General features: G+C 68.7%; 27 protein-coding genes. 18 read left to right on the top strand and 9 right to left on the bottom strand.

Annotated elements, in window-relative coordinates; translation table 11 throughout:
* Positions 1 to 5 precede the first annotated feature (5 nt).
* The 4 genes from ACL03I_RS08035 to fabG all read left to right on the top strand — a co-directional run bounded on the left by ACL03I_RS08035 (position 6) and on the right by fabG (position 4,359).
* Positions 6 to 1,427 carry an amino acid permease gene (locus ACL03I_RS08035; RefSeq protein WP_355073926.1) on the top strand — a complete coding sequence of 474 codons (1,422 nt, stop codon included), beginning with the start codon at positions 6 to 8 and terminating at the stop codon, positions 1,425 to 1,427.
* Positions 1,428 to 1,645: 218 nt separating this feature from the next.
* Positions 1,646 to 2,263, top strand: coding sequence for an HAD family hydrolase (locus ACL03I_RS08030; RefSeq protein WP_355073927.1), 618 nt, complete (start codon positions 1,646 to 1,648; stop codon positions 2,261 to 2,263).
* Between the two features lie 180 nt (positions 2,264 to 2,443).
* On the top strand, positions 2,444 to 3,592 hold the full coding sequence (locus tag ACL03I_RS08025; RefSeq protein WP_356964311.1) for an acyl-CoA dehydrogenase family protein: 1,149 nt from the start codon (positions 2,444 to 2,446) through the stop codon (positions 3,590 to 3,592).
* 14 nt (positions 3,593 to 3,606) lie between these two features.
* On the top strand, positions 3,607 to 4,359 hold the full coding sequence (gene fabG, locus ACL03I_RS08020; protein ID WP_355073931.1) for a 3-oxoacyl-ACP reductase FabG: 753 nt from the start codon (positions 3,607 to 3,609) through the stop codon (positions 4,357 to 4,359).
* 283 nt (positions 4,360 to 4,642) lie between these two features.
* Here the strand turns inward: fabG and ACL03I_RS08015 are convergent, their stop codons facing one another.
* Positions 4,643 to 5,053 (bottom strand): ester cyclase, encoded by a 411-nt coding sequence (locus ACL03I_RS08015; protein ID WP_355073932.1) that lies wholly within the window; start codon positions 5,051 to 5,053, stop codon positions 4,643 to 4,645.
* 313 nt (positions 5,054 to 5,366) lie between these two features.
* Here ACL03I_RS08015 and ACL03I_RS08010 point away from each other — a divergent pair, with 313 nt between their 5' ends.
* The 4 genes from ACL03I_RS08010 to ACL03I_RS07995 all read left to right on the top strand — a co-directional run bounded on the left by ACL03I_RS08010 (position 5,367) and on the right by ACL03I_RS07995 (position 6,956).
* Positions 5,367 to 5,564 carry an MmyB family transcriptional regulator gene (locus tag ACL03I_RS08010; protein WP_412805533.1) on the top strand — a complete coding sequence of 66 codons (198 nt, stop codon included), beginning with the start codon at positions 5,367 to 5,369 and terminating at the stop codon, positions 5,562 to 5,564.
* Between the two features lie 253 nt (positions 5,565 to 5,817).
* A complete protein-coding gene (locus ACL03I_RS08005; RefSeq protein WP_412805532.1) occupies positions 5,818 to 6,393 on the top strand; it encodes a class I SAM-dependent methyltransferase in 576 nt (191 codons plus the stop codon).
* Between the two features lie 39 nt (positions 6,394 to 6,432).
* Positions 6,433 to 6,555: a hypothetical protein gene (locus ACL03I_RS08000; RefSeq protein WP_355073936.1), complete on the top strand. Its 123-nt coding sequence runs from the start codon at positions 6,433 to 6,435 to the stop codon at positions 6,553 to 6,555.
* Positions 6,552 to 6,956: a hypothetical protein gene (locus ACL03I_RS07995; protein WP_356964318.1), complete on the top strand. Its 405-nt coding sequence runs from the start codon at positions 6,552 to 6,554 to the stop codon at positions 6,954 to 6,956. The genes ACL03I_RS08000 and ACL03I_RS07995 overlap by 4 nt, the downstream gene beginning before the upstream one ends.
* 15 nt (positions 6,957 to 6,971) lie before the next feature.
* Here the strand turns inward: ACL03I_RS07995 and ACL03I_RS07990 are convergent, their stop codons facing one another.
* From ACL03I_RS07990 to ACL03I_RS07980, 3 genes are read right to left on the bottom strand one after another with little or no spacing between them, the layout of a single operon-like run.
* On the bottom strand, positions 6,972 to 7,856 hold the full coding sequence (locus tag ACL03I_RS07990; RefSeq protein WP_364426315.1) for an LLM class F420-dependent oxidoreductase: 885 nt from the start codon (positions 7,854 to 7,856) through the stop codon (positions 6,972 to 6,974).
* A gap of 48 nt (positions 7,857 to 7,904) precedes the next feature.
* Positions 7,905 to 8,105, bottom strand: a complete 201-nt coding sequence (locus tag ACL03I_RS07985; RefSeq protein ID WP_355073941.1) for a hypothetical protein — start codon at positions 8,103 to 8,105, stop codon at positions 7,905 to 7,907.
* 10 nt (positions 8,106 to 8,115) lie between these two features.
* The gene (locus tag ACL03I_RS07980) at positions 8,116 to 9,192 is read right to left on the bottom strand and encodes an SDR family oxidoreductase (RefSeq protein ID WP_412805531.1); all 1,077 of its coding nucleotides are present in this window, start codon (positions 9,190 to 9,192) and stop codon (positions 8,116 to 8,118) included.
* 110 nt (positions 9,193 to 9,302) lie between these two features.
* Between ACL03I_RS07980 and ACL03I_RS07975 the strand changes: the two genes are divergently transcribed.
* The 4 genes from ACL03I_RS07975 (at position 9,303) to ACL03I_RS07960 (ending at position 11,898) form a co-directional block, all read left to right on the top strand.
* Positions 9,303 to 9,929 (top strand): TetR/AcrR family transcriptional regulator, encoded by a 627-nt coding sequence (locus ACL03I_RS07975; RefSeq protein ID WP_355073945.1) that lies wholly within the window; start codon positions 9,303 to 9,305, stop codon positions 9,927 to 9,929.
* 61 nt (positions 9,930 to 9,990) lie between these two features.
* Positions 9,991 to 10,302: a nuclear transport factor 2 family protein gene (locus ACL03I_RS07970; RefSeq protein ID WP_412805530.1), complete on the top strand. Its 312-nt coding sequence runs from the start codon at positions 9,991 to 9,993 to the stop codon at positions 10,300 to 10,302.
* 43 nt (positions 10,303 to 10,345) lie between these two features.
* Complete coding sequence (locus ACL03I_RS07965) at positions 10,346 to 11,485, top strand: alkaline phosphatase family protein (RefSeq protein ID WP_412805529.1); 1,140 nt, start codon at positions 10,346 to 10,348, stop codon at positions 11,483 to 11,485.
* A gap of 89 nt (positions 11,486 to 11,574) precedes the next feature.
* Positions 11,575 to 11,898, top strand: coding sequence for a hypothetical protein (locus ACL03I_RS07960; protein ID WP_355073951.1), 324 nt, complete (start codon positions 11,575 to 11,577; stop codon positions 11,896 to 11,898).
* Positions 11,899 to 11,902: 4 nt separating this feature from the next.
* Here the strand turns inward: ACL03I_RS07960 and ACL03I_RS07955 are convergent, their stop codons facing one another.
* A complete protein-coding gene (locus ACL03I_RS07955; protein ID WP_412805528.1) occupies positions 11,903 to 12,325 on the bottom strand; it encodes an MmcQ/YjbR family DNA-binding protein in 423 nt (140 codons plus the stop codon).
* A 113-nt stretch (positions 12,326 to 12,438) separates the two neighbouring features.
* On the opposite strand from ACL03I_RS07955, the gene ACL03I_RS07950 reads away from it, so the two are divergent.
* Positions 12,439 to 13,653: a transcriptional regulator gene (locus ACL03I_RS07950; protein ID WP_355073954.1), complete on the top strand. Its 1,215-nt coding sequence runs from the start codon at positions 12,439 to 12,441 to the stop codon at positions 13,651 to 13,653.
* Between the two features lie 71 nt (positions 13,654 to 13,724).
* Complete coding sequence (locus ACL03I_RS07945) at positions 13,725 to 14,204, top strand: DUF779 domain-containing protein (RefSeq protein WP_412805527.1); 480 nt, start codon at positions 13,725 to 13,727, stop codon at positions 14,202 to 14,204.
* Between the two features lie 68 nt (positions 14,205 to 14,272).
* Here ACL03I_RS07945 and ACL03I_RS07940 read toward each other — a convergent pair whose 3' ends face one another.
* Positions 14,273 to 15,826, bottom strand: coding sequence for a succinic semialdehyde dehydrogenase (locus ACL03I_RS07940; RefSeq protein ID WP_364426356.1), 1,554 nt, complete (start codon positions 15,824 to 15,826; stop codon positions 14,273 to 14,275).
* Between the two features lie 276 nt (positions 15,827 to 16,102).
* Between ACL03I_RS07940 and ACL03I_RS07935 the strand changes: the two genes are divergently transcribed.
* From ACL03I_RS07935 to ACL03I_RS07920, 4 genes are read left to right on the top strand one after another with little or no spacing between them, the layout of a single operon-like run.
* Positions 16,103 to 18,445: a sensor histidine kinase gene (locus ACL03I_RS07935; RefSeq protein ID WP_412805526.1), complete on the top strand. Its 2,343-nt coding sequence runs from the start codon at positions 16,103 to 16,105 to the stop codon at positions 18,443 to 18,445.
* Between the two features lie 2 nt (positions 18,446 to 18,447).
* Positions 18,448 to 18,861 (top strand): roadblock/LC7 domain-containing protein, encoded by a 414-nt coding sequence (locus ACL03I_RS07930; protein WP_355073958.1) that lies wholly within the window; start codon positions 18,448 to 18,450, stop codon positions 18,859 to 18,861.
* A gap of 8 nt (positions 18,862 to 18,869) precedes the next feature.
* Positions 18,870 to 19,244, top strand: a complete 375-nt coding sequence (locus ACL03I_RS07925; protein WP_356964326.1) for a DUF742 domain-containing protein — start codon at positions 18,870 to 18,872, stop codon at positions 19,242 to 19,244.
* Positions 19,225 to 19,824 (top strand): GTP-binding protein, encoded by a 600-nt coding sequence (locus ACL03I_RS07920; protein ID WP_355074427.1) that lies wholly within the window; start codon positions 19,225 to 19,227, stop codon positions 19,822 to 19,824. Before ACL03I_RS07925 ends, ACL03I_RS07920 begins: the two co-directional genes overlap by 20 nt.
* Before the next feature lie 63 nt (positions 19,825 to 19,887).
* On the opposite strand, the gene ACL03I_RS07915 is transcribed toward ACL03I_RS07920, so the two are convergent.
* Genes ACL03I_RS07915 through ACL03I_RS07905 form a run of 3 tightly spaced genes read right to left on the bottom strand, consistent with a single transcriptional unit; the run spans position 19,888 to position 21,357 of the window.
* Positions 19,888 to 20,385, bottom strand: coding sequence for a hypothetical protein (locus ACL03I_RS07915; protein WP_356964327.1), 498 nt, complete (start codon positions 20,383 to 20,385; stop codon positions 19,888 to 19,890).
* A 32-nt stretch (positions 20,386 to 20,417) separates the two neighbouring features.
* Entirely contained in the window at positions 20,418 to 20,831 is a 414-nt protein-coding gene (locus tag ACL03I_RS07910; RefSeq protein ID WP_412805525.1) for an NUDIX hydrolase, read from the bottom strand.
* 52 nt (positions 20,832 to 20,883) lie between these two features.
* Positions 20,884 to 21,357 (bottom strand): winged helix-turn-helix transcriptional regulator, encoded by a 474-nt coding sequence (locus ACL03I_RS07905; protein WP_355073965.1) that lies wholly within the window; start codon positions 21,355 to 21,357, stop codon positions 20,884 to 20,886.
* Positions 21,358 to 21,404: the final 47 nt, after the last annotated feature.

Genomic DNA, 21,404 nt, shown 5'->3' with positions numbered 1-21,404 from the left:
GAGTCATGACCACCGCATCAGCCCGGCGATGGCGCCGCCGCCTGCCCGACACCGCGACCGAAGCGGGCGCGCCCACGCTGGCGCGCAGGCTCGGTCGGCTCGATCTCACCGCCATGGGCGTCGGCACCATCGTCGGCGCGGGGATCTTCGTCATCACCGGCGTGGCGGCAGCGGAGAAGGCCGGGCCCGCCATCATGCTGTCGTTCGCCTTGGCCGGAACGGTGTGCGTGCTGGTGGCGCTGTGCTACAGCGAACTCGCGGCGATGGTGCCGGTCTCCGGCAGCGCCTACACCTATACCTACGCGACCCTCGGCGAAGCACCGGCGTTCCTGGTCGGCTGGAACCTGCTGCTGGAGTTCGTCATCGCGGGCGCCGCGGTGGCGATCGGCTGGTCCGCGACCACGGTGTCCGCGCTCGATTCACTGTTCGGCATCACCGTCCCGCACGCACTCGTCGCGGGGCCAGGAGAAGGCGGCGTGGTGAACCTGCCCGCCGTACTGATCGTCGCCGCCGTCGTCGCGGTGCTGGTGGGTGAGGTGACGTTCACCGCCCGCATCACCAAGGCGCTGGTTCTGGTGACCATCGGCGTGCTGGTGCTGGTGATCGCCGTCGGCACCCCGCACGTGAGCGTGGACAACTGGACCCCGTTCGCGCCGTTCGGGCTCGGTGGGATCATCGGCGGCGCCGCGATCGCGTTCTTCGCCTTCCTCGGTTTCGACGTGGTCGCCGCGTCGGCGGAGGAGGCGCGCAACCCTCGGCGCGACGTACCCTTCGCCATCATCGGCACGGTGCTCATCGCCACCGTGCTCTACGCGCTGGTCAGCGCGGTGCTCACCGGCATGGTGCCGTTCGTGACGCTGAACAACAGCGCACCGATCGCCGCCGCGTTCGGCGCGGTGCGCATCGGCTGGATCGGCGACGTCATCGTGATCGCCTCGATCATCGCGCTCACCAAGGGTTTGCTGCTGATCGTGTACGCGCAGGTGCGGTTGATGTTCGCGATGTGCCGCGACCGGCTGCTGCCCTACTCCCTCGCGGCCACCGGCAAACGTGCCACTCCGGTGCGGCTGACGTTGCTGCTGGGAGCGCTCGGCGCGGTCATCGCGGGACTGCTGCCGATCGACATCGTGGTGGAACTGGTGAACATCGGCGCGCTGTCGGCGTTCGCGGTGGTGTGCGTGGGCGTGCTGGTGCTGCGCCGGGTGGAGCCCGAGCGCGAACGCCCGTTCCGCACCCCTCTGGTGCCCGTGGTTCCGGTGCTCGCGCTGATCGGGTGCCTGCTGCTTGCGACCACGCTGGATGCGCTGACCTGGGTGCGGTTCGGCGTGTGGGTGCTGGTCGGCATCGCGGTCTACCTCGGATACGGACGCAAGCGCTCCACCCTCGCCGAACCGCGGCTGGACGCCGCCCCGCCGACGGGATCCTGACTCGGCGATACACCTGACGCCGATTTGCACTCGCTGCCGAAACATTCTGCGGCACAATCTTTTATCCGGCATCGAGTGCATCGGCGGTTCCACGTGGATCACGACGGGCACCGCCACCAGGCGACACGCTCCGGACGATCCCACCACTCGCGCGGCCGAGTTGTGAATCACAACATCCGGACCGGCACGCCGCGGCATGGGCGATTAGGGTCGGTCAGATGACCTGGACCGTGGGCTTCGACCTCGACATGACGCTGATCGACTCGCGGCCGGGCGTCGCGCGGGCCATCGACCTGCTCGGCATCGAATTCGATCTGCCGCTGAACGGGACGACCTTCGCCGATCGGCTCGGCCCGCCGCTGGCCACCTTGCTCGTCGAAGCGGGCGCACCCGAGGATCTCGTTCCGGCCCTGGTGACCCGCTACCGCGCGCTCTATCCGACGATCGTGTCGAGCATTCCCCCCATGCCCGGCGCGCAAGCCGCGCTGGCGGCCGTCGAGGCACGTGACGGACGAGTGGTCGTCGTCACCGGCAAGCACGCCCCGCTCGCGCAGCTGCACCTCGCCGAACTCGGTTGGCGCGTCGATCATCTCGCGGGCGACCTCTGGTCGGCAGGCAAGGCGGCGACGCTGCGCGAACAGGGTGCGAATCTGTTCGTCGGCGACCACGTCGGCGACATGAACGGCGCGCGCGCCGCGGACGTCTTCGCGGTCGGCGTCAGCACCGGGCCGTGCTCGGCCGACGAACTGCGCGCGGCGGGCGCGGACGTGGTGCTTGCCGACCTCACCGAGTTCCCCGCCTGGCTCGCGACGGAATTCGGAGCGGTCACCGCTTAACCCACCTCCGATCACGGCTCCTCCCCTTCGGGGCCGCTCGCCCGGTCACCACGGCCATGTGCGACGGGCCGATAGCGGCACGACGCATTCGCGGGTCAAACGACGGCCGACCCAGTCTTCCGCGAACGCTCCACGCCGAAAACTTGCGGTGCAAGTTTTTTCTTCGCTAGCCTACCGCGCATGAACCTCGAACTGTCCGGCGAGCAGACGGCGGCGCGACAGCTGGCGGCCGATTTCGTCGACCGGGAGATCGCGCCGCACGCCACCCGGTGGGATCGCGACGAACAGGTGGACCGGTCGATCGTCGCCCGGCTCGGCGAACTGGGCTTCCTCGGGCTCACCATCCCCGAGCAGTACGGCGGCAGCGCGGGCGACCACCTCACGTACTGCCTGGTCCTGGAGGAATTAGGGCGCGGCGACTCCTCCGTGCGCGGCATCGTCTCGGTGTCGCTCGGCTTGGTCGCCAAGTCGATTCACCACTTCGGCACCGAGGAACAGAAGCAGGCCTGGCTCACGCGGCTGGTCGCAGGCGAGGCGCTCGGCTGTTTCGCGCTCACCGAGCCAGGTACCGGATCCGACGCCGCCCAGTTGCGCACCCGCGCGGTGCGCGACGGCTCGGACTGGGTGCTGTCGGGCACGAAGATGTTCATCACCAACGGCACGTGGGCCGATGTGGCGCTGGTGTTCGCGCGTACCGGCGGCGAAGGGCATCGGGGCATCAGCGCGTTCCTGGTCCCGACCGACTCTCCCGGCTTCACCGCGCGGGAGATCCACGGCAAGCTCGGGCTGCGCGGACAGGCCACCGCCGAACTCGTGCTCGACGGGGTGCGCGTCCCCGACAGCGCCCGCCTGCACGCCGAGGGCAAAGGGTTCACCGTGGCGATGGCGGCGCTGGCCAAGGGCCGCATGTCGGTCGCGGCCGGTTGCGTCGGGCTGGCGCAGGCGTGCTTGGACGCCGCCGTCGGCTACGCCACCCAGCGGGAACAGTTCGGCAAGCCGATCGCAGCCCACCAGCTGGTGCAGGAACTGCTCGCCGACATCGCGCTGGACGTCGACGCGGCGCGGCTGCTGGTGTGGCGGGTCGCCGATCTCGTCGACCGCGGCGAGGAATTCGCCCTGGCGTCCTCCAAGGCGAAGCTGTTCGCTTCCGAGGCCGCGGTCCGTGCGGCCGATCGCGCGGTGCAGGTGTTCGGCGGCTACGGGTACATCGACGAATTCCCCGTCGGCAAGTATCTGCGCGACGCCAAGGTGATGACCCTCTACGAGGGCACGAGCCAGATCCAGAAACTGCTCATCGGCCGCGCACTGACCGGCGTCGCCGCGTTCTGACAGGAGTACCTCCGATGCACCGCTTCACCGACCGGGTCGCCGTTGTCACCGGCGCGGCTCAGGGCATCGGCGCGGCCACCGCGCTGCGCCTCGCCGCCGAGGGCGCCGCCGTGGCCGTACTCGACCGCGAGGAGCCCGGCGAGACCGCCGCGCGGATCACCGCGGCGGGCGGCGTGGCGCGCGGTTACGTCTGCGACGTCACCGACCGCGCGTCGGTGCAGAACGTATTCGACCGTGTCGCAACCGATCTGGGCAGTCCGCAGATCTTGGTGAACAACGCGGGGATCACGCGCGACGACCTGTTCTTCCGCCTGACCGAGGAAGACTGGAACGCGGTGCTCGCGGTCAATCTGACCGGCGCCTACCACTGTGCGCAGATAGCGCAGACGTTCATGGTGGCCCAGCGATACGGCCGGATCGTGTCGCTGTCGAGCCGGTCGGCGCTCGGCAATCGCGGCCAGGCCAACTACGCAGCCGCCAAGGCAGGCATCCAGGGACTGACCGCGACGCTCGCTCTCGAACTCGGGCCCTACAACATCACGGTGAACGCGGTGGCGCCCGGCTATATCGCCACCGCCATGACCGCCGCCACCGCGAACCGGGTCGGTGTGACGGCCGAAGACCATCAGAAAGCCGCCGCGGACCGTACGCCGCTGGGCAGGGTGGGACAGCCCGACGAAGTCGCCGCGGTCATCGCGTTCCTCGCCAGCGACGAGGCGAGCTACGTCAGCGGCCAGACGCTGTATGTCAACGGAGGCGCCCGCTGACCTGCTCGAGCCCTGACCGAGGCACCCTTCGGCCCGCACCTTCTGGACTTCGCGTCGATAGCCCGTCCCATCGTCGGCTCACCAACGGACCGGCCCGGTGCGGTCGAAGAAACCGCCGGTGGGTCCGTCCGGCGGGAGCGGCGCCAGCCGCACGAATTACCGGGACGCCCTGTGCAACGGGGCTGAATTGTTTTCTCCGCCGAGGCCATCCATCGTGCCGCATCGTGTGCGGAACCAGACGCGCTCGGCGATGTCAGCTATCCAGCTTCGTCAACGGAGGTCGTCAACGGTGTTCGCCCTGCCCGATTTGCTTCATCAACGCGTCCATATCGGCCTGGTCCCAGACTTCGGCGAACTTGCCGTCTTCGAGGCGATAAAGAGTGAGCTCGGAAATAGTCACCCGACGACCGGTTGCCTCAATTCCACGGAAAGCCCCCCTGTGGGTGCCGGTTACAGTGAAGTGCAACGCTATATAGTCGCCGTCTACAAGGAGGTTCCGCATATCCCAATGCCAGTCGGGAAATGCGGCGAAGAGATGTGAGAATTGCGTCGTAACGGCGACTGGATCCATAGGGACGTCATTGACCTTGATGGTTGGTGTATAAAATGTCGCCATTCCGTCAAAATCGTGCTCATTACAGCGCTCGAGATAAGACAGGTACCGGGATCGGTGTTCGTCGCGCTTTGTAAGCATGCATTCTCACCGCCTCATGTGGTCGACTCACGTACCTTCGCAAACATATTAGTACTTCAGCAGCTAGTTCCTGGACGGTGCCCGATGCGACTTTGCCGCGTGCCTGACCGCCGCGTTGATCTTCGTGCACGAGCACCAGGCGCGGCATTATGCCGACGCCACTACCGTTGACCTCGGCGACACCAGCGGCTGCGCGCGCCTGCCGTGTGAACGTCTCTACCTTGGACCATGAGATGAGAGACTGATGTGCGGATTGCGAAACGCATGACCTTCAACGGAATCCGATGGTGACCGCGCTGCTCGGCGATTCTCCGTGTGGCCGCCCACCCAGCGCAACATCATCTGGCAGCGTTTCCTCGGCACCGAATCCGGACGGGTGATGATGACACCCGCCGAGACCGACAATGCCGCGGCGTTCTCGGTCGCCAACCCGCGCAGCGCCCGCGTGCGCTACCCCGACGATCCCGGCCTCCTACGCCTGGTCTCCGAACTACGCTCCCGCAGTCCATGATTCGAGCAACTGTGGAACGCACGGCGGTCGGGGCAGTGGCGCAGCGCGACCAAGACGATCGATCACCCGGACCTGCGCTCGTTGCGGCTGGACTGCGACACCTGCTCCTCCCGGACACCGACCAAGCCGTCGTCGTCTATTCGGCGCGCCCGGCAGCCGGGAAGCGTCGGCCCTGGAGTTGCTCCGGGTGACCGGTGCCCAGCGGTTCACAGTGACGGAGACCAACGGCTAGCCACCGCCTTACGATGACAGCGTGCGCGACGATCCCTACTGGAATCACAACACCCGCTACCACCCCTGGCTGTTGAAGCAGGTGCCACTCTCCGCGCGCACTGCCATCGACATCGGCTGCGGGGACGGGCTGCTGGCGGGCAAACTGGCCGGACGCGGGCTGGCGGTCACCGGGATCGACGTCGACTCGGACATCATCGCCGCAGCCCCCGCCACGACGGGCGTGTCGCTCGAACAGGCCGACTTCCTCGACTACGCGGGCTCTTTCGATGTCGTCACCACCGTGGCCACGCTGCATCATGTTTCGCTGCGGGCGGGGCTCACGGCACTGCGCGACCTGGTCGCGCCCGGCGGCGTGCTCGCCGTGGTCGGGTTGTGGAAGATGACGCCGCGCACGGACTTCCACTACTTCCCAGTGGTGCCGCTCATCCGGGCGATGGACCTCGCGCACCGCGTCTCCTGGCCGAGTGCGCGAACGCGCGACCCCGTGGACGGATACGCCGAGATCCGCTCCGCCGCAGCGGAACTCCTGCCCGGAGCGCGCATGCGGCGGCGGCTCATGTGGCGCTACACACTGCTGTGGCACAAACCCGCGTGATCGTCCATCGCGAGGACGCACCCGGCTAGAGTCGTGGGCATGCCGCCGCTTCGGGAGCACAGACCGCGAAAGGCCATCCGCACGCTGCCCGACCACGCCGTGCCGACGCCGCCGCTACTACCCGGCGAGGAGGTGGACGTACGGCACGCAGGCGCGGCGTGACCACCCGCGCACTCGGCGGAGTCGTCTTCGACGCCGCCGCCGTCGTCGCGTTCGCCAACCGCGCCAGCTACGCCCAAGCGGTCGTCTGGGCGACGGTCGACGCGGGAAACACCATCGTCGTTCCGAGCACCGTTCTCGCGGCGGCGCGCACGCACATTCCGGCCGATCGGCTCGACATCCTGGCCGTGCTGGTCGGCCTGCCGCACACCGTCGTCCCGTCGTTCGACCGCACCGTGAGCCCACCGCTCACACCACTCGGCGGCGCGGCCCCCGCCGACGCCCTCGTCGCCGCGGGCCATGTCACCCGCGAGGCGGTCGCCCGCACTTGGCCCTGCCTGACCAGCCGCCCGAGACGGCTCAGGCAGATCGATCCGCGCGTCATCATCGATCCGCTGCCGTGACTCGCGTCCGGCGGATCAGCGCAGCAACGCGATGACCGGGGCGAACTTCTCCATGCTGTCCTCGAGGACGGTGATGTAGGTGATGCCGTAGCGATCGCGCCGATCGCGCAGGCGGTCGGCCATCTCCTCGGGAGTGCCCATGAGCAGGATCGGATGTTCCTCCGGGGAGTCGGCGACGTCGGGCGGCAGCGCCGGACCGAAGACCTCCAGCACGCTCGCGCGCTCCTCGGGCGGCACCACCCGCTGCACGAGGATGTTGAACTCGACCTTGTCCAGCCGCGGACCGAGCAGATCCCGCACATAGACGACGCGCTCCTCGATCTCGTCGAGCCCGGCCATCTGCAGTGGCCCGCCATTGCGCGCGGCCGCCGCGCCCGTGAAGGCGATGATGTCGGCGTGCCGCGCGGCGACGGCGAGCAAGCGATCACCCCATCCGCCGATGAGCACGGGCGGTCCCGACGGCTGTGCGGGTTGCGGCTGATACTCCGGATCGGCGAACAGGCCGCGCAATGTGACCACCGTCTGTTCCAGGTGCTCGACGCGCTTGCTCCCGCTTTCGAAGGGGATGCCCGCTGCCTCGAATTCCGCCTGCACGTAGCCAGCGCCGAGCCCGAGTTCGACCCGCCCGTCGGTGAACTGGTCGGCACCGGCCACGTCGCGGGCCAGCAGGACGGGGTTGTAGAACGCGGTGTTGAGCACGAAGGTGTTCAACCGCACCCGCTCGGTCGCCTCGGCGGCCAGGATCATCGCGGGGAACGGCGCGGGCAGGCCGAGATGGTCGGCGACACCCACCACGTCGAAGCCGAGTTCCTCTGCTCGACGGCACTTTTCGATCCAATTCGACCTGGACTCGGGGACCACCATGTTGACACCGAACCGGAAGGGGCGCTGCGCAGTCACGTGTCCTGTCTAGCGAACCGGGCCGGACCGCCGTACTTCGGGGCCGATTCAGCACTGGGCGAGCGCACCCGCGGCCACCACGATGCCGAGCAGCGCGACGACAGCGGCGACCACCGGCACCGGCCTGCGCAGCGCCCGACGGACCGGGCCGGGAGCGCTGCGCGCCGCGGTGTTCGCGCGCGGGGATCGACGGGCGAACCAGCGCCGCGTCATGGCGACCGTGGTGATGATCAACGTCGCGATCAGCATGCCCGCCCCCTCAGACGCGTACGGCGCGCGGCGCGACCGCCCGGGAGGTGGACTTGCCTCGCGGTGGTTCGACGATCCCGTGCTGCAGCAAGCTTTCGGCGGTGTCCAGCACGGTTTCCCGGACCGGGCGCATGGTCCAGCCGAGTTCGCGCCGGGCTTTCTCGGCGCTGAGCGACTCGGTGCGCCCCAGGGCCGGCAGGGTCAGCCGGACGCCCTTGTCGAAGATCGCTACGCCGCGCACCAGCCAATTCGGCAACTGTCTGGTCGGCACCCGGTATCCGCGCGGCCCGAATTCCTCGGTGAGGATGCGCGCCATTTCCCCCATCCACAGGTGCTCGCTCGCGCAGATATAGCGGTTGCCTGCGGCCTCCGGCGTTTCCAGCGCGAGCCGATGCGCCACGGCGAGATCGCGCACGTCGACCGGCGCCCAGCCGACGCGGGGCGTGCCGGGCACGTCCCCGGCGAGCAGTCTCCGTATGGGCTCGTGCGAGGTGCTCGTCGTGGTGGACAGCACCGGCCCCAGCACCATTCCCGGGTTGACTACGACCAGTTCGAATCGCTCGCCCGCCGGAAGCCGTGCGACGAAATCCCAGGCCGCCCGCTCGGCCAGCGTCTTGCTCTTCTGATAGGCCGGGCTGCGCTCGACCACCGTCCAGTCGGCCTCGGTGCGCAGAACGTCCTCGGTGTGCCCGGCGACGATCGCCGCGATCGAGGAGGTGAGCACCACCCGGCGGACGGTGCCCGCGGCGGCGCAGGCGCGCAGCACGCGCAGCGTTCCTTCGACCGCCGTGTCGATGAGTTCTCGCTCGTCGTCGGGCGGGGTGGTGGGGAACGGCGAGGCGACGTGCAGCACCGCGGCGCTACCCGCGACGGCGGCTGCCCAGCCGTCGTCGCCGTTCAGGTCGGCTTGCGCGAACTCCAGTTCGCCCCCGGTTCGCCGGGCCAGCTCGACCAGGTGTGCCCGTTTGCCGGTGTCGGCGAGGTCGCGAACCGTCGCGCGCACGGCGTAGCCATGCTCCAGCAATTCGGCGATGACGTGACCGGCGACGAAACCCGTTGCGCCGGTGACCGATACCCGTGTGCTCATTTCTTCATCCGTCTCGTGAAGTGGCTGCGCCGCACTCATCTGAGCGCCGCTCAGATAATCTAAGCACCGCATAGTTAGGTTGTCCAGGACACGTCGCATACGCTCGGACGGTGACGCGGACCAGTTACCACCACGGCGCCCTGCGCGACGCGCTGCTGGCCGCCTGCCTGCGGTTGATCGAAACCGAAGGGCTCGCCGCGGTCAGCCTGCGCCGGGTGGCTCGCGAGGCAGGCGTGAGCACCGCGGCGCCGTACCACCACTTCCCCGACCGAGCCGCGCTGCTGGCAACACTGTCCACCCAGGGTTTCCAGATGCTCGGAGCGCAACTGGCGGCCGCCCGCGCCGAGGCGGAAACGCCCATGGCCGCCCTGACCGCGCTGGCGAACACCTACGTGCGGTTCTCCCGCGAGCAACCGGCCTACTTCCGCCTGATGTTCCGGCCCGAACTCTCCCAGCCCGACAAGCATCCCGACACCATGGCAGCCGGCGACGCGGCTTTCGGAGTGCTGGCCGACGCGATCACGGAGTGCGTTCGCGCGGGCGCGCTGCCCGCCGACAAAGCCGACACACTGGCCGTCATGTTCTGGGGACTCGGCCACGGCCTGGCCTCGCTGTGGCTGGACGGACAGCTGGAGAAGCGCGCGGGACAGTTCGGCACCACCGGCTCGGCGTTGGTGGACGACGTGATGCGGACCTTCGCGACATTGATCGAACCCGGCGCGCCGCCGCTGCCCTAGAGTGAACGCCAGACGTTTGCTCCTCCGATGCTCCCCACACCGATCCGAGAGGACGACACGGATGACCACGCAGCTGGATCCGACGGTGCAGGAGTTCGTCGACGCGCTCAACGCCAATGATCAAGACCGGTTCTACGCGGTGCTCACCGACGACGCCACCATGTCCGACGACGGTGTGGAGCGCAACCTCGCCCAGTGGACCGAAGCGGAGATCTTCGACAGCAATGCCCGCATGCAAGTCGAGTCGGTCGGCGACGACGGCACCGAACTGGTCGCCGACTACACCAATACACGCTGGGGCTCGATGCGAACCACCTGGCGATTCGTCCTGCGCGAAGGCAAGGTGAGCCGTTTCGAGACCGGGCAGGCGTGAATGCCCTTGCCAGCCTGCCGTCCGCGTTGACATCCTGACCTTCGTGTTCGTCGCGCCGCGTTACGGTACGGGTTCCCTGGCCGACCTGTTCCCCTCCGTCCTCGCCGGTCTCGGCGTGCCCGGCGAGGCAGACCGCCTCGGGCTGGAGCTCGACGCCGACCAGGTCTGCGTCCTGCTGGTGGACGGGCTCGGCTACCACGATCTGGTCGCGAATCCCGCTGCGGCGCCCTTCCTGTCCGGTCTCGCGCCGACCTCGCTCACGGCCGGTTTCCCGACCACGACGGCCACCAGCCTGGCCTCGCTCGGGGTGGGTGTTCCTCCCGGCGAGCACGGCATCGTCGGCTATCTGTTCCACGTCCCCGGCTACGACTCGCTGTTCACTCCGCTGTCCTGGCGGCTGCACGGCGTACCGAAGTCCGATCTGCGGAAGGAACTCGCTCCGACGGAGTTCCAGCCGCGCACAACGGTTTTCCAGCGCGCCGCCGCCGACGGCATCGCCGTCGCACAGGTGTCGCCGCGCGATCAGGCGGGATCGGGACTGACCGAGGCGGTTCTGCGCGGCTGCGAGTTCCGTCCCCAGCTGTCGTTCGGCGATCTCGTCGCCAATGTGAGCGAGGCGCTGCGCGCCGGTCCACGCTCCCTGGTCTACACCTACCACGGCGATCTCGACCTCACCGGACACGTGCGCGGACCCGCCTCGCGATCCTGGGAGTTGGAACTCGCCCATGCCGACCGGCTCGCCGCCGCGCTCGCCGAGGAGTTGCCCGCCGGAGCGGCGCTGCTGGTGACCGCCGATCACGGCATGGTGCCACTGGACGACCGTATCGATTTCGACACCACTCCCGTGTTGCAAGAGGGTGTCCGGGCACTCGGCGGTGAAGCCCGCGCCCGGCACGTCTACACCGAGCCGCGCGCCGAACCCGATGTCGCGGCAGCCTGGCAGGCCACCCTCGGCGCGGACTTCGAGGTGCTCGGCAAAGCGGAAGCCGTGAGCCGAGGCTGGTTCGGGCCCACCGTGGACCCCGCGATCGCCCAGCGCATCGGCGATCTGGTCGTGGTCGCCCACGGGCGGCGCGGCGTCATCCGGACCGGCGCGGAACCGCTGCAGTCCCGGCTGGTCGGTCACCACGGTTCGCTCACCCCCGCGGAGATCGACATCCCGCTGTGCGTCTTTCGCGCCTAGCCCCTGTCGTGGTGAACATACGCCCGGGAGCGCTCTAGTCTGGAGTCCGATCGCGGCGGGCAGCGCCGCCGAACCTCAGGAGGAGTCCCATGAACGCCACGCTGTCACGGACCGGCCGAACCGGCCTCGGGATCGCGATGGTCGCCATGGCGCTCGCGGGCTGCACCGACATCGAACGCGCGCTCAACCGCGGCGGCGACACCCCGTGCAGCGAGTACATCAAGCAGGACCAGGACACCAAGCGCACGACGATCACCAAGTTCGTCAAGCAACAGAGCAAGGACGACCGCGAGCCGGCGGGGACCGTGGTGGACGCGACGATGGTCTCGGTCGACTTGCTGTGCGGCGCACAGGCCAATGCCGACACCCCGATCAAGAACGCCGACGTCGCAGGCATTTTCATCCGGAAATGACCGCTCAGCGCGGCGGATAGGCGGCAAGCCAGTCCGCCGCGCGCTTACGCGAGGCCCGGGCCACCCAGGCGTCCTGGATGACCTCGGTGAGCTCCCGACGGCTCAGTTCGCCGAGTTCGGCCGCGCGCACCAGGACCGACAGATGTCCGTCGAAATGCGGCGTGGTGAAGAACGGCGAGTCCGGGTCCTGGACCAGCGCCTGTTTGTCCGACTCCGACGGCACCCAGATCACGATCACATCGGCATAGCGCTCGCCGGTCGCCGGGTCGACCGCGTCCGGACGCGGGTTGCGGAAGAACACGAACGATTTGCCCCCGACCTGGTAGATCGGGTTGCCGCGTGGTCCGTCGACGCGCGTCACGTGGGGCATGCCCGAGGCCACTGCGTGCACGTCGGCGAGCCGTGCACGTGGAGTACCGGTCGCCATGCCAGCAGCTTATGGCGTGACCGGCCGGTAGGGCTCGAACAGTTCGCCACCGTCACCGGCGTCCGCCAGAATGAGAGTGCGATTACGAGCTCACACGACGATGGGTCTTCCACGTGGCGCGGTTCCGCACCCTCACGCAACAGCGGGTCGAACTGGAAAGAGAATGGGAGCGTTGGGCGACGGCTCCGCGGGCGACACCGGAGCCACGGAACACCGTCCTGCGCAACGAAGTAGCGCAATCCTGGCGGCGGTCGTTGCACACCGTCGATCCGGGCACCACCGGCGCGCCGGGAGTGGACGACATCGGCGACCGCTGGGCCGCTTCCCCGTTGCGCGATCCGGTGACGGCGCTGGCGGGTGAACTGCGCGCCGTCACCGAGGACTCCGGTTATCTGGCCGTGGTCACCGACAGCGCGGGCACCGTCCTGTGGTCCTGCGGTGACCGCACCCTGCGCAGGCAGGCCGAGCAGGTCAATCTCGCACCCGGCGGCTGCTGGGACGAAAGCCATATGGGTACCAACGGCCTCGCCCTCGCGCTGCACACCGATCGCCCTGCCTCCGTGTTCTCCGCCGAGCACTTGGTCGCCGCCCTGCACGGCTGGGTCTGCTATTCCGCACCGATCCACGGCCCCGACGGCAGGCAGGTCGGCGCACTGGATCTGTCCAGTACCTGGGACCGTTCCCATCCCGCGGTGCGGACCTCGGTGCGCGCGCTGGTGACGGCGGTGGAGACGATGTTGCGCACGGCCGCGCCCGTGCCCGAGCCGGGAATCCGGCTGGAATGCCTCGGCGCCGCGCGACTGGTGCGCGACGGCGTGCCGCTGCCCCTGCCGCCTCGGCAATTGGAGATCCTCGCGCTGCTGGCGCTCCAGCCGGACGGCTTCTCCCCGGAGCAATTGCACGCCGCCCTCTACGGCGACCGCGCGGTTTCCATCAGCACGCTGAAAGCCGACGTCTCGCACCTGCGCCGCGCGATCGGCGGCGAGATCAGCAATCGCCGTTATGCCCTCACCGGTCCGGTGTCCTGCGACGCCGTCGACCTGCTCGCCGCCGTCACCGCGGGCGACACCACCTCGGCGGTCTGGCTGTACCGGGGGCCGCTGCTGCCCGGATCGGAAGCGCCCGCCGTGCTGCAGTGGCGTGATCATCTCGACGTGGGTGTGCGCACCGCCGTGCTCGCCGGGGACCGCGCCGAGCACGCGGTGGCGTTCGGCGAACGCGTGCCCCGTGACATCGCGGTGCACGAGCACGCGCTGCGGTTGCTGCCGCCTGACGACGTGCGCCGCGCCCTGGTCGCGGCTCGGCTGCATACCGCGTTGCGCGACTGAGATTTTCCCACCAACCTCGCACCAACCTCGGCGGACCATAGTGGGTCGGTCCGAGATATCTGCGAGGAATCATGAGCTACACCAGACCGGGGGCCGGACTCCGGCATCGCCGACTACCCGATGCCCGGCTCCGTCGCCCACGCGGTACGGCGGCGCACCGAACGCATCCGGTGGACATCACCGACCGCGCCAGGGCCGCGCTGCGCCACGTGATCGACCAGCACGGGGCCGTGCTGCTGCACCAATCCGACCGACACCACGACAGCGGCTCGCCGCGCTGCCTGCCCATCCGGGAGTCCCGGATCGGCGGTGAGGACGTTCTGCTGGGCAGCCTTCCCTGGCACACCGAATTGTGGATCAGCGGGGAGCAATACGAGCACTTGAAGCACGCCCACCTCACCGTGGACGTGGCCGACGAGCCCGGCGGCGGCCCCTCGGACGCACTCGAGGACATGCGTTTCGTCATCAGATCACGGCTGCTCACCGACGAAGAAGCAGCGGCGCTGGCGGCGGGCGGGCCGCCGCGCACCGGAGCCGACCGGTTGGCGTGACCCCTGCACGACCGAACCGGCGGGTCGTCCGTCCGGGTGGGCACGACCACCCGGACGGACGTCGTGTCTCAGCGCCCGGGCAGGAAACGCAGACTCCGGGCCACCGTCATCAGGAACGGCTGCCACTTGCCCTTGGGGAACAGTTTCGGCGCGTCGAGGTTCATGAAACGGGTGACCACGATCGACTGCGGCTCGGTGAATTTGAGCAGGCCGTCCGGCCCGTGGCGGCGCCCCACACCGGAGATACCCATACCGCCCATCGGCGCCCCGGTGGTGCCCCATGCCGGCGCGTAGCCCTCATCCACACAGACCGTGCCCGCGTGCAGCCGCGCCGCGATCCGCTCGCCTTCGGACTTGCTTCCCGCCCACACCGAGGCGTTGAGACCGTAGGCGGTGTCATTGGCCAGGCGCACGGCCTCCTCGACATCGTCGACCGGATAGATCGACACCAGCGGTCCGAAGGTTTCGTCGCGGCCGCATTCCATCTCGTCGGTCACTTCGGCGAGGACGGTCGGCTCGAAGAACAGCGGACCCAGATCCGGGCGGGCCTTTCCGCCGGTGAGGACCTTCGCTCCCTTGGAGGTGGCGTCCGCGACGTGCTTGGACACCGTCTCCAGTTGCGCTTCGGAGATGAGGCTGCCGATGTCGGTCGAATAATCGTAGGCGGCACCGAGTCTGGCGGCGTTCGTGGCGGCGACGAATTTTTCGGTGAACGCCGCGGCGACCTGCCGCTCGACATAGAGCCGCTCGATCGAGATGCACAACTGCCCGGCGTTGGAGAAGCAGGCGCGCACGGCCGCCCGCGCGGCCTTGTCCAGGTCGGCGCCAGCGGCCACGATCATCGGATTCTTCCCGCCGAGTTCGGCGGAGAAGCCGATCAGCCTGCGGCCGCACTGTTCGGCCAGGGTGCGGCCGGTCGCCGACGACCCGGTGAACATCAGGTAGTCGCAGGCCTCGACGATCGCGGTGCCGACAACGCCGCCCGGCCCGGGGACGACCGCGAGCAGCTCCCGGGGCAGACCGGCCCGGTAGAGCAATTCCGCACCGGCCAGCGTGGAGAACGGAGTCTGGCTGTCGGGTTTGACCACCACGGCGTTACCCGCGATGAGCGCCGGTATGGAATCGCCGATCGACAGCAGCAGCGGGTAGTTCCACGGAGCGATGACGCCGACCACGCCTTTGGGCTGGTACCGCACGGAGGCGCGGTTGAGCACCGGAAAGGCGCCCGGTACTCGGTGGCCGCCCAGCAGGCTCGGTGCGATCCTGGCGAAATAGCGGGCCGCGAACATCAGGCCCATGATCTCTTCCTGGGCCGCCCAGCGCGCTTTGCCGGTCTCGGCCTGCACGACGTCCATCAGGAATTCACGGTGCTCCACCACCAGCGCGCGGTAACGATCCAGCACGGCGGCGCGTTCGGCCACCGGCTTGGCCGCCCAGCTCCGCTGCGCGGCCCTGGCCTTCTCGAAGGCGGCGGCGACATCAGCTGCCGTGCCGACCGGCACGCTGCCGAGCGGCTTTCCGGTGAAGGTCTCGGCGATCGTCCTGCGCTGACGATCTGCGGGCGCCTCGATCGCGGCCAGCGCGCTGAGGCGGTCGAATACATCGGCTTCCGGCGCGGGCATCGTTGCCTCCTACTTGTAAGTAACCGAGGGATACGGACAATCTACGCCGCGTTCGAGGCGCCCTGAACCGGCCACGGGAGGTTTTCGGGGCGTATCGGGCCACGGCCGACCGCTCAGGTGAGCCGCGCCGGACGCCATCACCTCCCAGTTATGTGCTCCGGCAATAATTTTCGGTAGAGCGCCGCCGAATCATGAGGACGTGTGTCACGTCAACTCCAGTCCCGCTCACCGGGACAGGACGCCCGGATCGCCGGGTTCGTGGATTACGTTGTGCCGATGTTCAGAGCGAGGCTCGGGGTCCGCACCCGGATTCTGGCGATCGCGCTCATTCCGAGCCTGACTCTGCTTGTCGTCGGCGTGGGCGCTGCGAGCTATCTGGTCGCGGAAGGAACCAAAGCCAAGGACTGGGCCGCTGAGAATCAGAAAGCCATTCCCTCGACCAGGGAATTGATGGAGGCGGTCCAGCAGGAACGCTACTTGACGCTCGCACAGCTGAGCGGCGACCCCACGGCGGCGGTACCACTCGGCGCCGCGCGGATGCGACTGGACGGTGCGCTGCGCGGCTTGGTCCAGGCCTCCGAGGGCCTCCGCGACATCGACGACTCCAAGCTCGGCGACAACGTCGCCAACTTCACCACCCTCACGCAGAACATGACCGCCGTGCGTTCCGGCGTCGACGCCGCAGCGCTGCCGCCCTCGGACGCGTACATGTTCTTCAACCGCCTGCTCGACGTGATCTCCGTCGGCACCAAAGTCGCCGAGCAGACCGCCCCGTACACCGAAATCGGCGTGCGGATCGCCACCGGCATGCGCCTGTTCAACGCTACCGAGGCGATGGCGCGCAGCAACGCGCTCGGCGGCCTGTACGTCGACGGCGCCACCGCGCCACCGGCCATTCCCGCCGAGGAGTACGTCCGTCAGATCGGCTTCTACCACACCGAGATCGCCGCGCTCAGCGCCGAACTGCAGGGCGCCGAACAGCACCAACTGCAGACGCTGACCGCGAGCCCGGCCTGGCAGCAGCTCTCCGCGATGGAGAACGCCATCGCCCAGCGCGCCGTGACTCCTGCCGCGCCGACCGGCTCGAGCACATCCGGCAGCGGTACACGTTCATCGAGTCCGCCGCCGCTGCCACTGAGCACGCAGGAATGGCGCAGCGCCGCCGCCGAGGTCAACCGCGGCCTGATGGATGCCTGGACCGGGCACAACCGGGCATCGCAGAAACTCGCGGAGGACAAGGCGGCCGCGGCGGCGACCAGATCCGCGTTCGCGGGCGGCGGCGTGCTGGTGGTCAGCGTGCTGGCGTTTCTCATCGCCGTGGTGATCGCCAATCGGGTCATTCGCCGGTTGAAGCGGCTGCGCGGTCAAACGCTGGCCCTGGCCGATGAGCGGCTGCCGGAGATGATGCGCAGGCTGCGCGACGGAGAGACCGTCGATCCCGCGGTCGAATCCCCGAATCTGGACTACGGCAGCGACGAGATCGGCCAGGTGGCCAAGGCTTTCCAGCACGCGCATTCCGCGGCCGTCTCCGCGGCGGTCGCCGAATCTCGTACCAGGGAGGGCGTCAAAGCGGTGTTCCTGAACATCGCGCACCGCAGCCAGATCGTCGTGCACCGGCAACTGGAGATCCTCGACGAAGCCGAGCAGCGGCAGGAGGACCCGATCCTGCTCGACACCTTGTTCCGCCTCGATCATCTCGCGACCAGGGAGCGGCGCAACGCCGAGAACCTCACCATCCTCGGCGGCGGCAAGCCGGGCAGGCAGTGGCGCAACCCCGTGCCGCTGGTCGACTTGGTGCGCAGCGCCGTCGGTGAAACCCTTGACTACGCGCGGGTCCGGGTGGCGCGGCTGCCCGAGGTCCGCGTACTCGGCACGGTGGTCGCCGACCTCATCCACCTGCTCGCGGAGCTGGTGGACAACGCGACCTCCTTCTCCCCGCCGCAGTCGCGGGTCGAGGTGACCGGCAACGTGGTCGGCAAGGGCGTAGTGGTCGAGATCGGCGATCAGGGCATGGGCATGTCCGAAGCCGAACTGACCAAGATGAACGAGATGCTGCGCAACCCGCCGGATTTCGGCGTGGCGGCGCTGTCGGCGGACTCCCGGCTCGGGCTGTTCGTGGTCGCGCAGCTGGCTACGCGCCACGGCATCGCGGTGCGGCTGGCGGACTCCGACTACGGCGGTATCAAGGCCATCGTGCTCATTCCGACCGCGCTGATCGCGACGGATTCCGTCGCACCGCAGACACCGGCGGAACTCACCGATCCCGGCAGCCGACGCAAACTCGTCGCCGGTGCCGCGGTCGCGGCGGATACCGGGACGTTCGCGCAGTCGGCATCGCCGGTGGCGACCCTTTCCGCCGAACCGGCCGCACCCCCGCGCTACGGACCGCGCCCGTATACCGAGGCGCCGACGCAAGCGGGTCCGGACGGCCGTCCGGCGTTGCCCCGCCGGAGCCGCCAGACCAACCTCGCACCGCAATTGGCGCAGCCGGTCCAGGAGCAGGCCGCACCCGCACAGCCGCCCCGCTCCGCCGAGCAAGCCCGCGATCTGATGTCCGCCATCGAGAACGGGACCAGGCAGGGCCGTCGCGCTGCCATTTCCGACGAACAGGAAGGCTAGGTGTGTCCGCTTCTCCCGCAGGTGATCTCAATTGGCTGCTCGACGATCTCGTCGACCGGCTGGCCGGCGTCCGCCACGCGGTGGTGCTGTCCACCGACGGGCTGCTGCTGGGCCGCTCCAGCGGAATGAACCGCGAGGACGCCGAACACTTCGGCGCGATGTCCTCGGCGCTCTACGGGCTGGCGCGCAGCGCGGGCAACCGATTCGACGGCGGCGGGGTCCGCCAGGCGGTCATCGAACTGGACCGCGCGGTGCTGTTCGTGACCTCCGCGGGCGACAACGCCTGCCTGGCACTGCAGGCCGCCGAATCGGCCAATCTCGGCATGGTGGCCTACGAGATGAACCTCACCGTCCAGCGCGTAGGCAACTACCTGTCCACAACTCCGCGCCAAGACCTCGTCGGACATGTCGAATAGCGACCGCCATGACCAATCCGCGTGAGCCCTGGTTCGACGAGGCGGCCGGTCCGCTGGTGCGTCCCTACGCGCTCACGCGCGGGCGCACCAGCGGCGCCGGACCCGAACTGGATATGCTCACCACCGTGGTCGCGGACACCTCCGCGGCCGCACTGCGACGCAGTGAACCCGAGTACGCCGAAATCCTTCGCCTGTCCCGGGTCTCGCAGACCGTCGCCGAACTCTCCGCACAGTTGCGTTTGCCGCTGGCGGTGACGAAGATCCTCGTCGGTGACCTGATCGGCGACGGGCAACTGATCTTCCGCGCTCCCGTTCCGACGGAGGCCGGACCCGATGACCTCAACATATTGCGAGCGGTACTGGATGGAATCCGAAAACTTTGACCCGAGCGGCACACCGCAACTGGCCGCCTCGGTCAAGATCCTCGTCGCCGGCGGGTTCGGCGTCGGCAAGACCACGATGGTCTCCGCGATCAGCGAAGTCGCGCCACTGCGCACCGAAGAACTGATCACCGAGGTGAGCACCGGCATCGACGATCTGTCGGGCGTCGAGCAGAAGTCCACGACCACGGTCGCCTTGGACTTCGGCAGGCTCACCATCGACCGTGAGCTGGTGCTCTACCTGTTCGGCACGCCCGGCCAGGATCGGTTCTGGTTCCTGTGGGACGAACTCGCGCGCGGCGCGCTCGGCGCGGTCGTGCTGGCCGACACCCGCAGACTGGGCAACTCCTTCGCCGCCGTGGACTTCTTCGAGCGGCGTGGTCTGCCGTTCATGGTGGGCGTCAACTGCTTCGACGGCGCACCGCGATACACCATCGACGAAGTGCGTGACGCCCTCGACCTCGACACGGTGACCCCCGTCATGCTCTGCGACGCCCGCGACCGCAGCTCTTGCAAAGACGTCCTGCTCACCCTCGTCGAGCATCTGATCCAGCGGGCACAGCGCGCACACGCCACCACCTGATCGCGCCGCGTGTTCACACGCGGTGCACTCCCTCGGCGACTGAAAACCCCGAGAGTTCCGGGCTCACACCTGCCGCAGCCAGGCGACGAACAGCAGCGCGCCACCGGCGACGAGCACGACCGCCGCCGGAGCGGGCCACCGCGGCCCGTTTCGGCCGAGCAAACCGCGGGTCAGCCGCAATTGGAACGCGCCGAGCCCGGCCAGGGCCAGCAACCACACCGGCAGCAACCCGACACCGAGCGCCGCGTGCACCGCCCACGCCCCCGCCAATGTCGGGCCACCCCAAGAATCTTCGAGATCATCACTCGCGACGAGCGGATAGCAGACTCCGCGGAACGCGCCCAGGGCCGCGAGGAACGCCAGGAACCACGTCACCAGGCCCACCCCACCACTGAGCACCGAGTGCGACACCGACCGAAGAGCCGAGAATTTGTGCGGCAGAACGGATTCGCCGAGCATTCGCCGCGGCACGCGCAATCGGGTGGGAATTCGCCGCGCCGCCAGGGGCAGCGCCCGGAGTGCGTAGGCTGCGTAGCGCAGAAGCGGCCGAAACCAGGACATATCGCCGACGGTAGCGCTGTTCGGCCCGCGATTCACCGCAGCAGACCCGCGTGCACCAGATCGTCGAACAGCAGCTGATCAACGGGGGGTACGAGGGCGCGATCGGCATAGGAGAACCACGCGACCTCTTCGATCTCACTGCTGGCGGCCAGCGTTCCACGATAATCCGCGGTGTAGCAACTCATCCGCACCAGCGCGCCGTCCGTCGGGCCGTGCACCGCCTCGTAGGTGCCGACATGCGCTGCGGTCTCCGGCAGCAGGGCGACGGTGAGTTCCTCCTCGATCTCGCGGAGCAGTGTCTGCAGGTCGGTATCGGCGCCCTCGCGCTTGCCGCCCGGGATGTAGAAGACGCCTTTGCCGCGCGGTCTGGCGCAGAGAATGCGTCCCTCCTCGATGCGCACCCACGCCACCGTGTCGATCAGTTGCCGCACTCGCCCGTCCGCCACCGCCGCAGCCTATCGCCGCGCGGCGGTGAACGCGGAACCGGCCGCACCCGCCTCAGCGCGATGGCAGGAGGGAAGGATCCTTGGCGCCGGGGCCGAGAACGGGGCGCAGGTCGCGTGGGGCGATGTGCTCACCACACTCGGAGCACACCGGTTCGACGGTCGCGAGGTTCCCGCACGTGGTGTGTACGGTCTGCACCGGCGGGCCGTCCGGGGCGGCCCATTCGTCGCCCCACTGACGCATCGCGGTGACGACAAGCCACAGCGAACGGCCTTTCGGGGTGAGCCGGTAGTCGTAGCGAACCGGATTGTCCTGGTAGGGCTCTCTGGTCAGTACCCCATGCTCGATCAGATGCTCGAGACGCTGGGTGAGCACGTTGCGGGCGATGCCGAGACGGGTGTGGAAGTCGTCGAAGCGCGTCACGCCGAACAGAGCGTCGCGCACGATCAGCAGCGTCCACCACTCTCCGACCACCTCGAGGCACTGGGCCAGCGAGCAGTTCATGTCCTCGAAGCTCGTCCTGCGCATATCCGTCAGCATAGTCGGTTGCTTCATAGAACTCACTCGCTTATGGT

Source organism: Nocardia sichangensis, assembly GCF_047200615.1.
Classification (GTDB): domain Bacteria; phylum Actinomycetota; class Actinomycetes; order Mycobacteriales; family Mycobacteriaceae; genus Nocardia; species Nocardia sichangensis.
This window is presented reverse-complemented; position numbering and strand designations above follow the sequence as displayed.

What these genes read in the sequence shown, in the direction of transcription:
- ACL03I_RS08035 (WP_355073926.1), top strand. Translation starts at nt 6, where the DNA reads ATGACCACCGCATCAGCCCGGCGATGGCGCCGCCGCCTGCCCGACACC.
- ACL03I_RS08030 (WP_355073927.1), top strand. Translation starts at nt 1,646, where the DNA reads ATGACCTGGACCGTGGGCTTCGACCTCGACATGACGCTGATCGACTCG.
- ACL03I_RS08025 (WP_356964311.1), top strand. Translation starts at nt 2,444, where the DNA reads ATGAACCTCGAACTGTCCGGCGAGCAGACGGCGGCGCGACAGCTGGCG.
- fabG (WP_355073931.1), top strand. Translation starts at nt 3,607, where the DNA reads ATGCACCGCTTCACCGACCGGGTCGCCGTTGTCACCGGCGCGGCTCAG.
- ACL03I_RS08015 (WP_355073932.1), bottom strand. Translation starts at nt 5,053, where the DNA reads ATGCTTACAAAGCGCGACGAACACCGATCCCGGTACCTGTCTTATCTC.
- ACL03I_RS08000 (WP_355073936.1), top strand. Translation starts at nt 6,433, where the DNA reads ATGCCGCCGCTTCGGGAGCACAGACCGCGAAAGGCCATCCGCACGCTG.
- ACL03I_RS07985 (WP_355073941.1), bottom strand. Translation starts at nt 8,105, where the DNA reads ATGCTGATCGCGACGTTGATCATCACCACGGTCGCCATGACGCGGCGC.
- ACL03I_RS07980 (WP_412805531.1), bottom strand. Translation starts at nt 9,192, where the DNA reads ATGAGCACACGGGTATCGGTCACCGGCGCAACGGGTTTCGTCGCCGGT.
- ACL03I_RS07970 (WP_412805530.1), top strand. Translation starts at nt 9,991, where the DNA reads ATGACCACGCAGCTGGATCCGACGGTGCAGGAGTTCGTCGACGCGCTC.
- ACL03I_RS07960 (WP_355073951.1), top strand. Translation starts at nt 11,575, where the DNA reads ATGAACGCCACGCTGTCACGGACCGGCCGAACCGGCCTCGGGATCGCG.
- ACL03I_RS07955 (WP_412805528.1), bottom strand. Translation starts at nt 12,325, where the DNA reads ATGGCGACCGGTACTCCACGTGCACGGCTCGCCGACGTGCACGCAGTG.
- ACL03I_RS07945 (WP_412805527.1), top strand. Translation starts at nt 13,725, where the DNA reads ATGAGCTACACCAGACCGGGGGCCGGACTCCGGCATCGCCGACTACCC.
- ACL03I_RS07940 (WP_364426356.1), bottom strand. Translation starts at nt 15,826, where the DNA reads ATGCCCGCGCCGGAAGCCGATGTATTCGACCGCCTCAGCGCGCTGGCC.
- ACL03I_RS07935 (WP_412805526.1), top strand. Translation starts at nt 16,103, where the DNA reads ATGTTCAGAGCGAGGCTCGGGGTCCGCACCCGGATTCTGGCGATCGCG.
- ACL03I_RS07925 (WP_356964326.1), top strand. Translation starts at nt 18,870, where the DNA reads ATGACCAATCCGCGTGAGCCCTGGTTCGACGAGGCGGCCGGTCCGCTG.
- ACL03I_RS07920 (WP_355074427.1), top strand. Translation starts at nt 19,225, where the DNA reads ATGGAATCCGAAAACTTTGACCCGAGCGGCACACCGCAACTGGCCGCC.
- ACL03I_RS07915 (WP_356964327.1), bottom strand. Translation starts at nt 20,385, where the DNA reads ATGTCCTGGTTTCGGCCGCTTCTGCGCTACGCAGCCTACGCACTCCGG.
- ACL03I_RS07905 (WP_355073965.1), bottom strand. Translation starts at nt 21,357, where the DNA reads ATGCGCAGGACGAGCTTCGAGGACATGAACTGCTCGCTGGCCCAGTGC.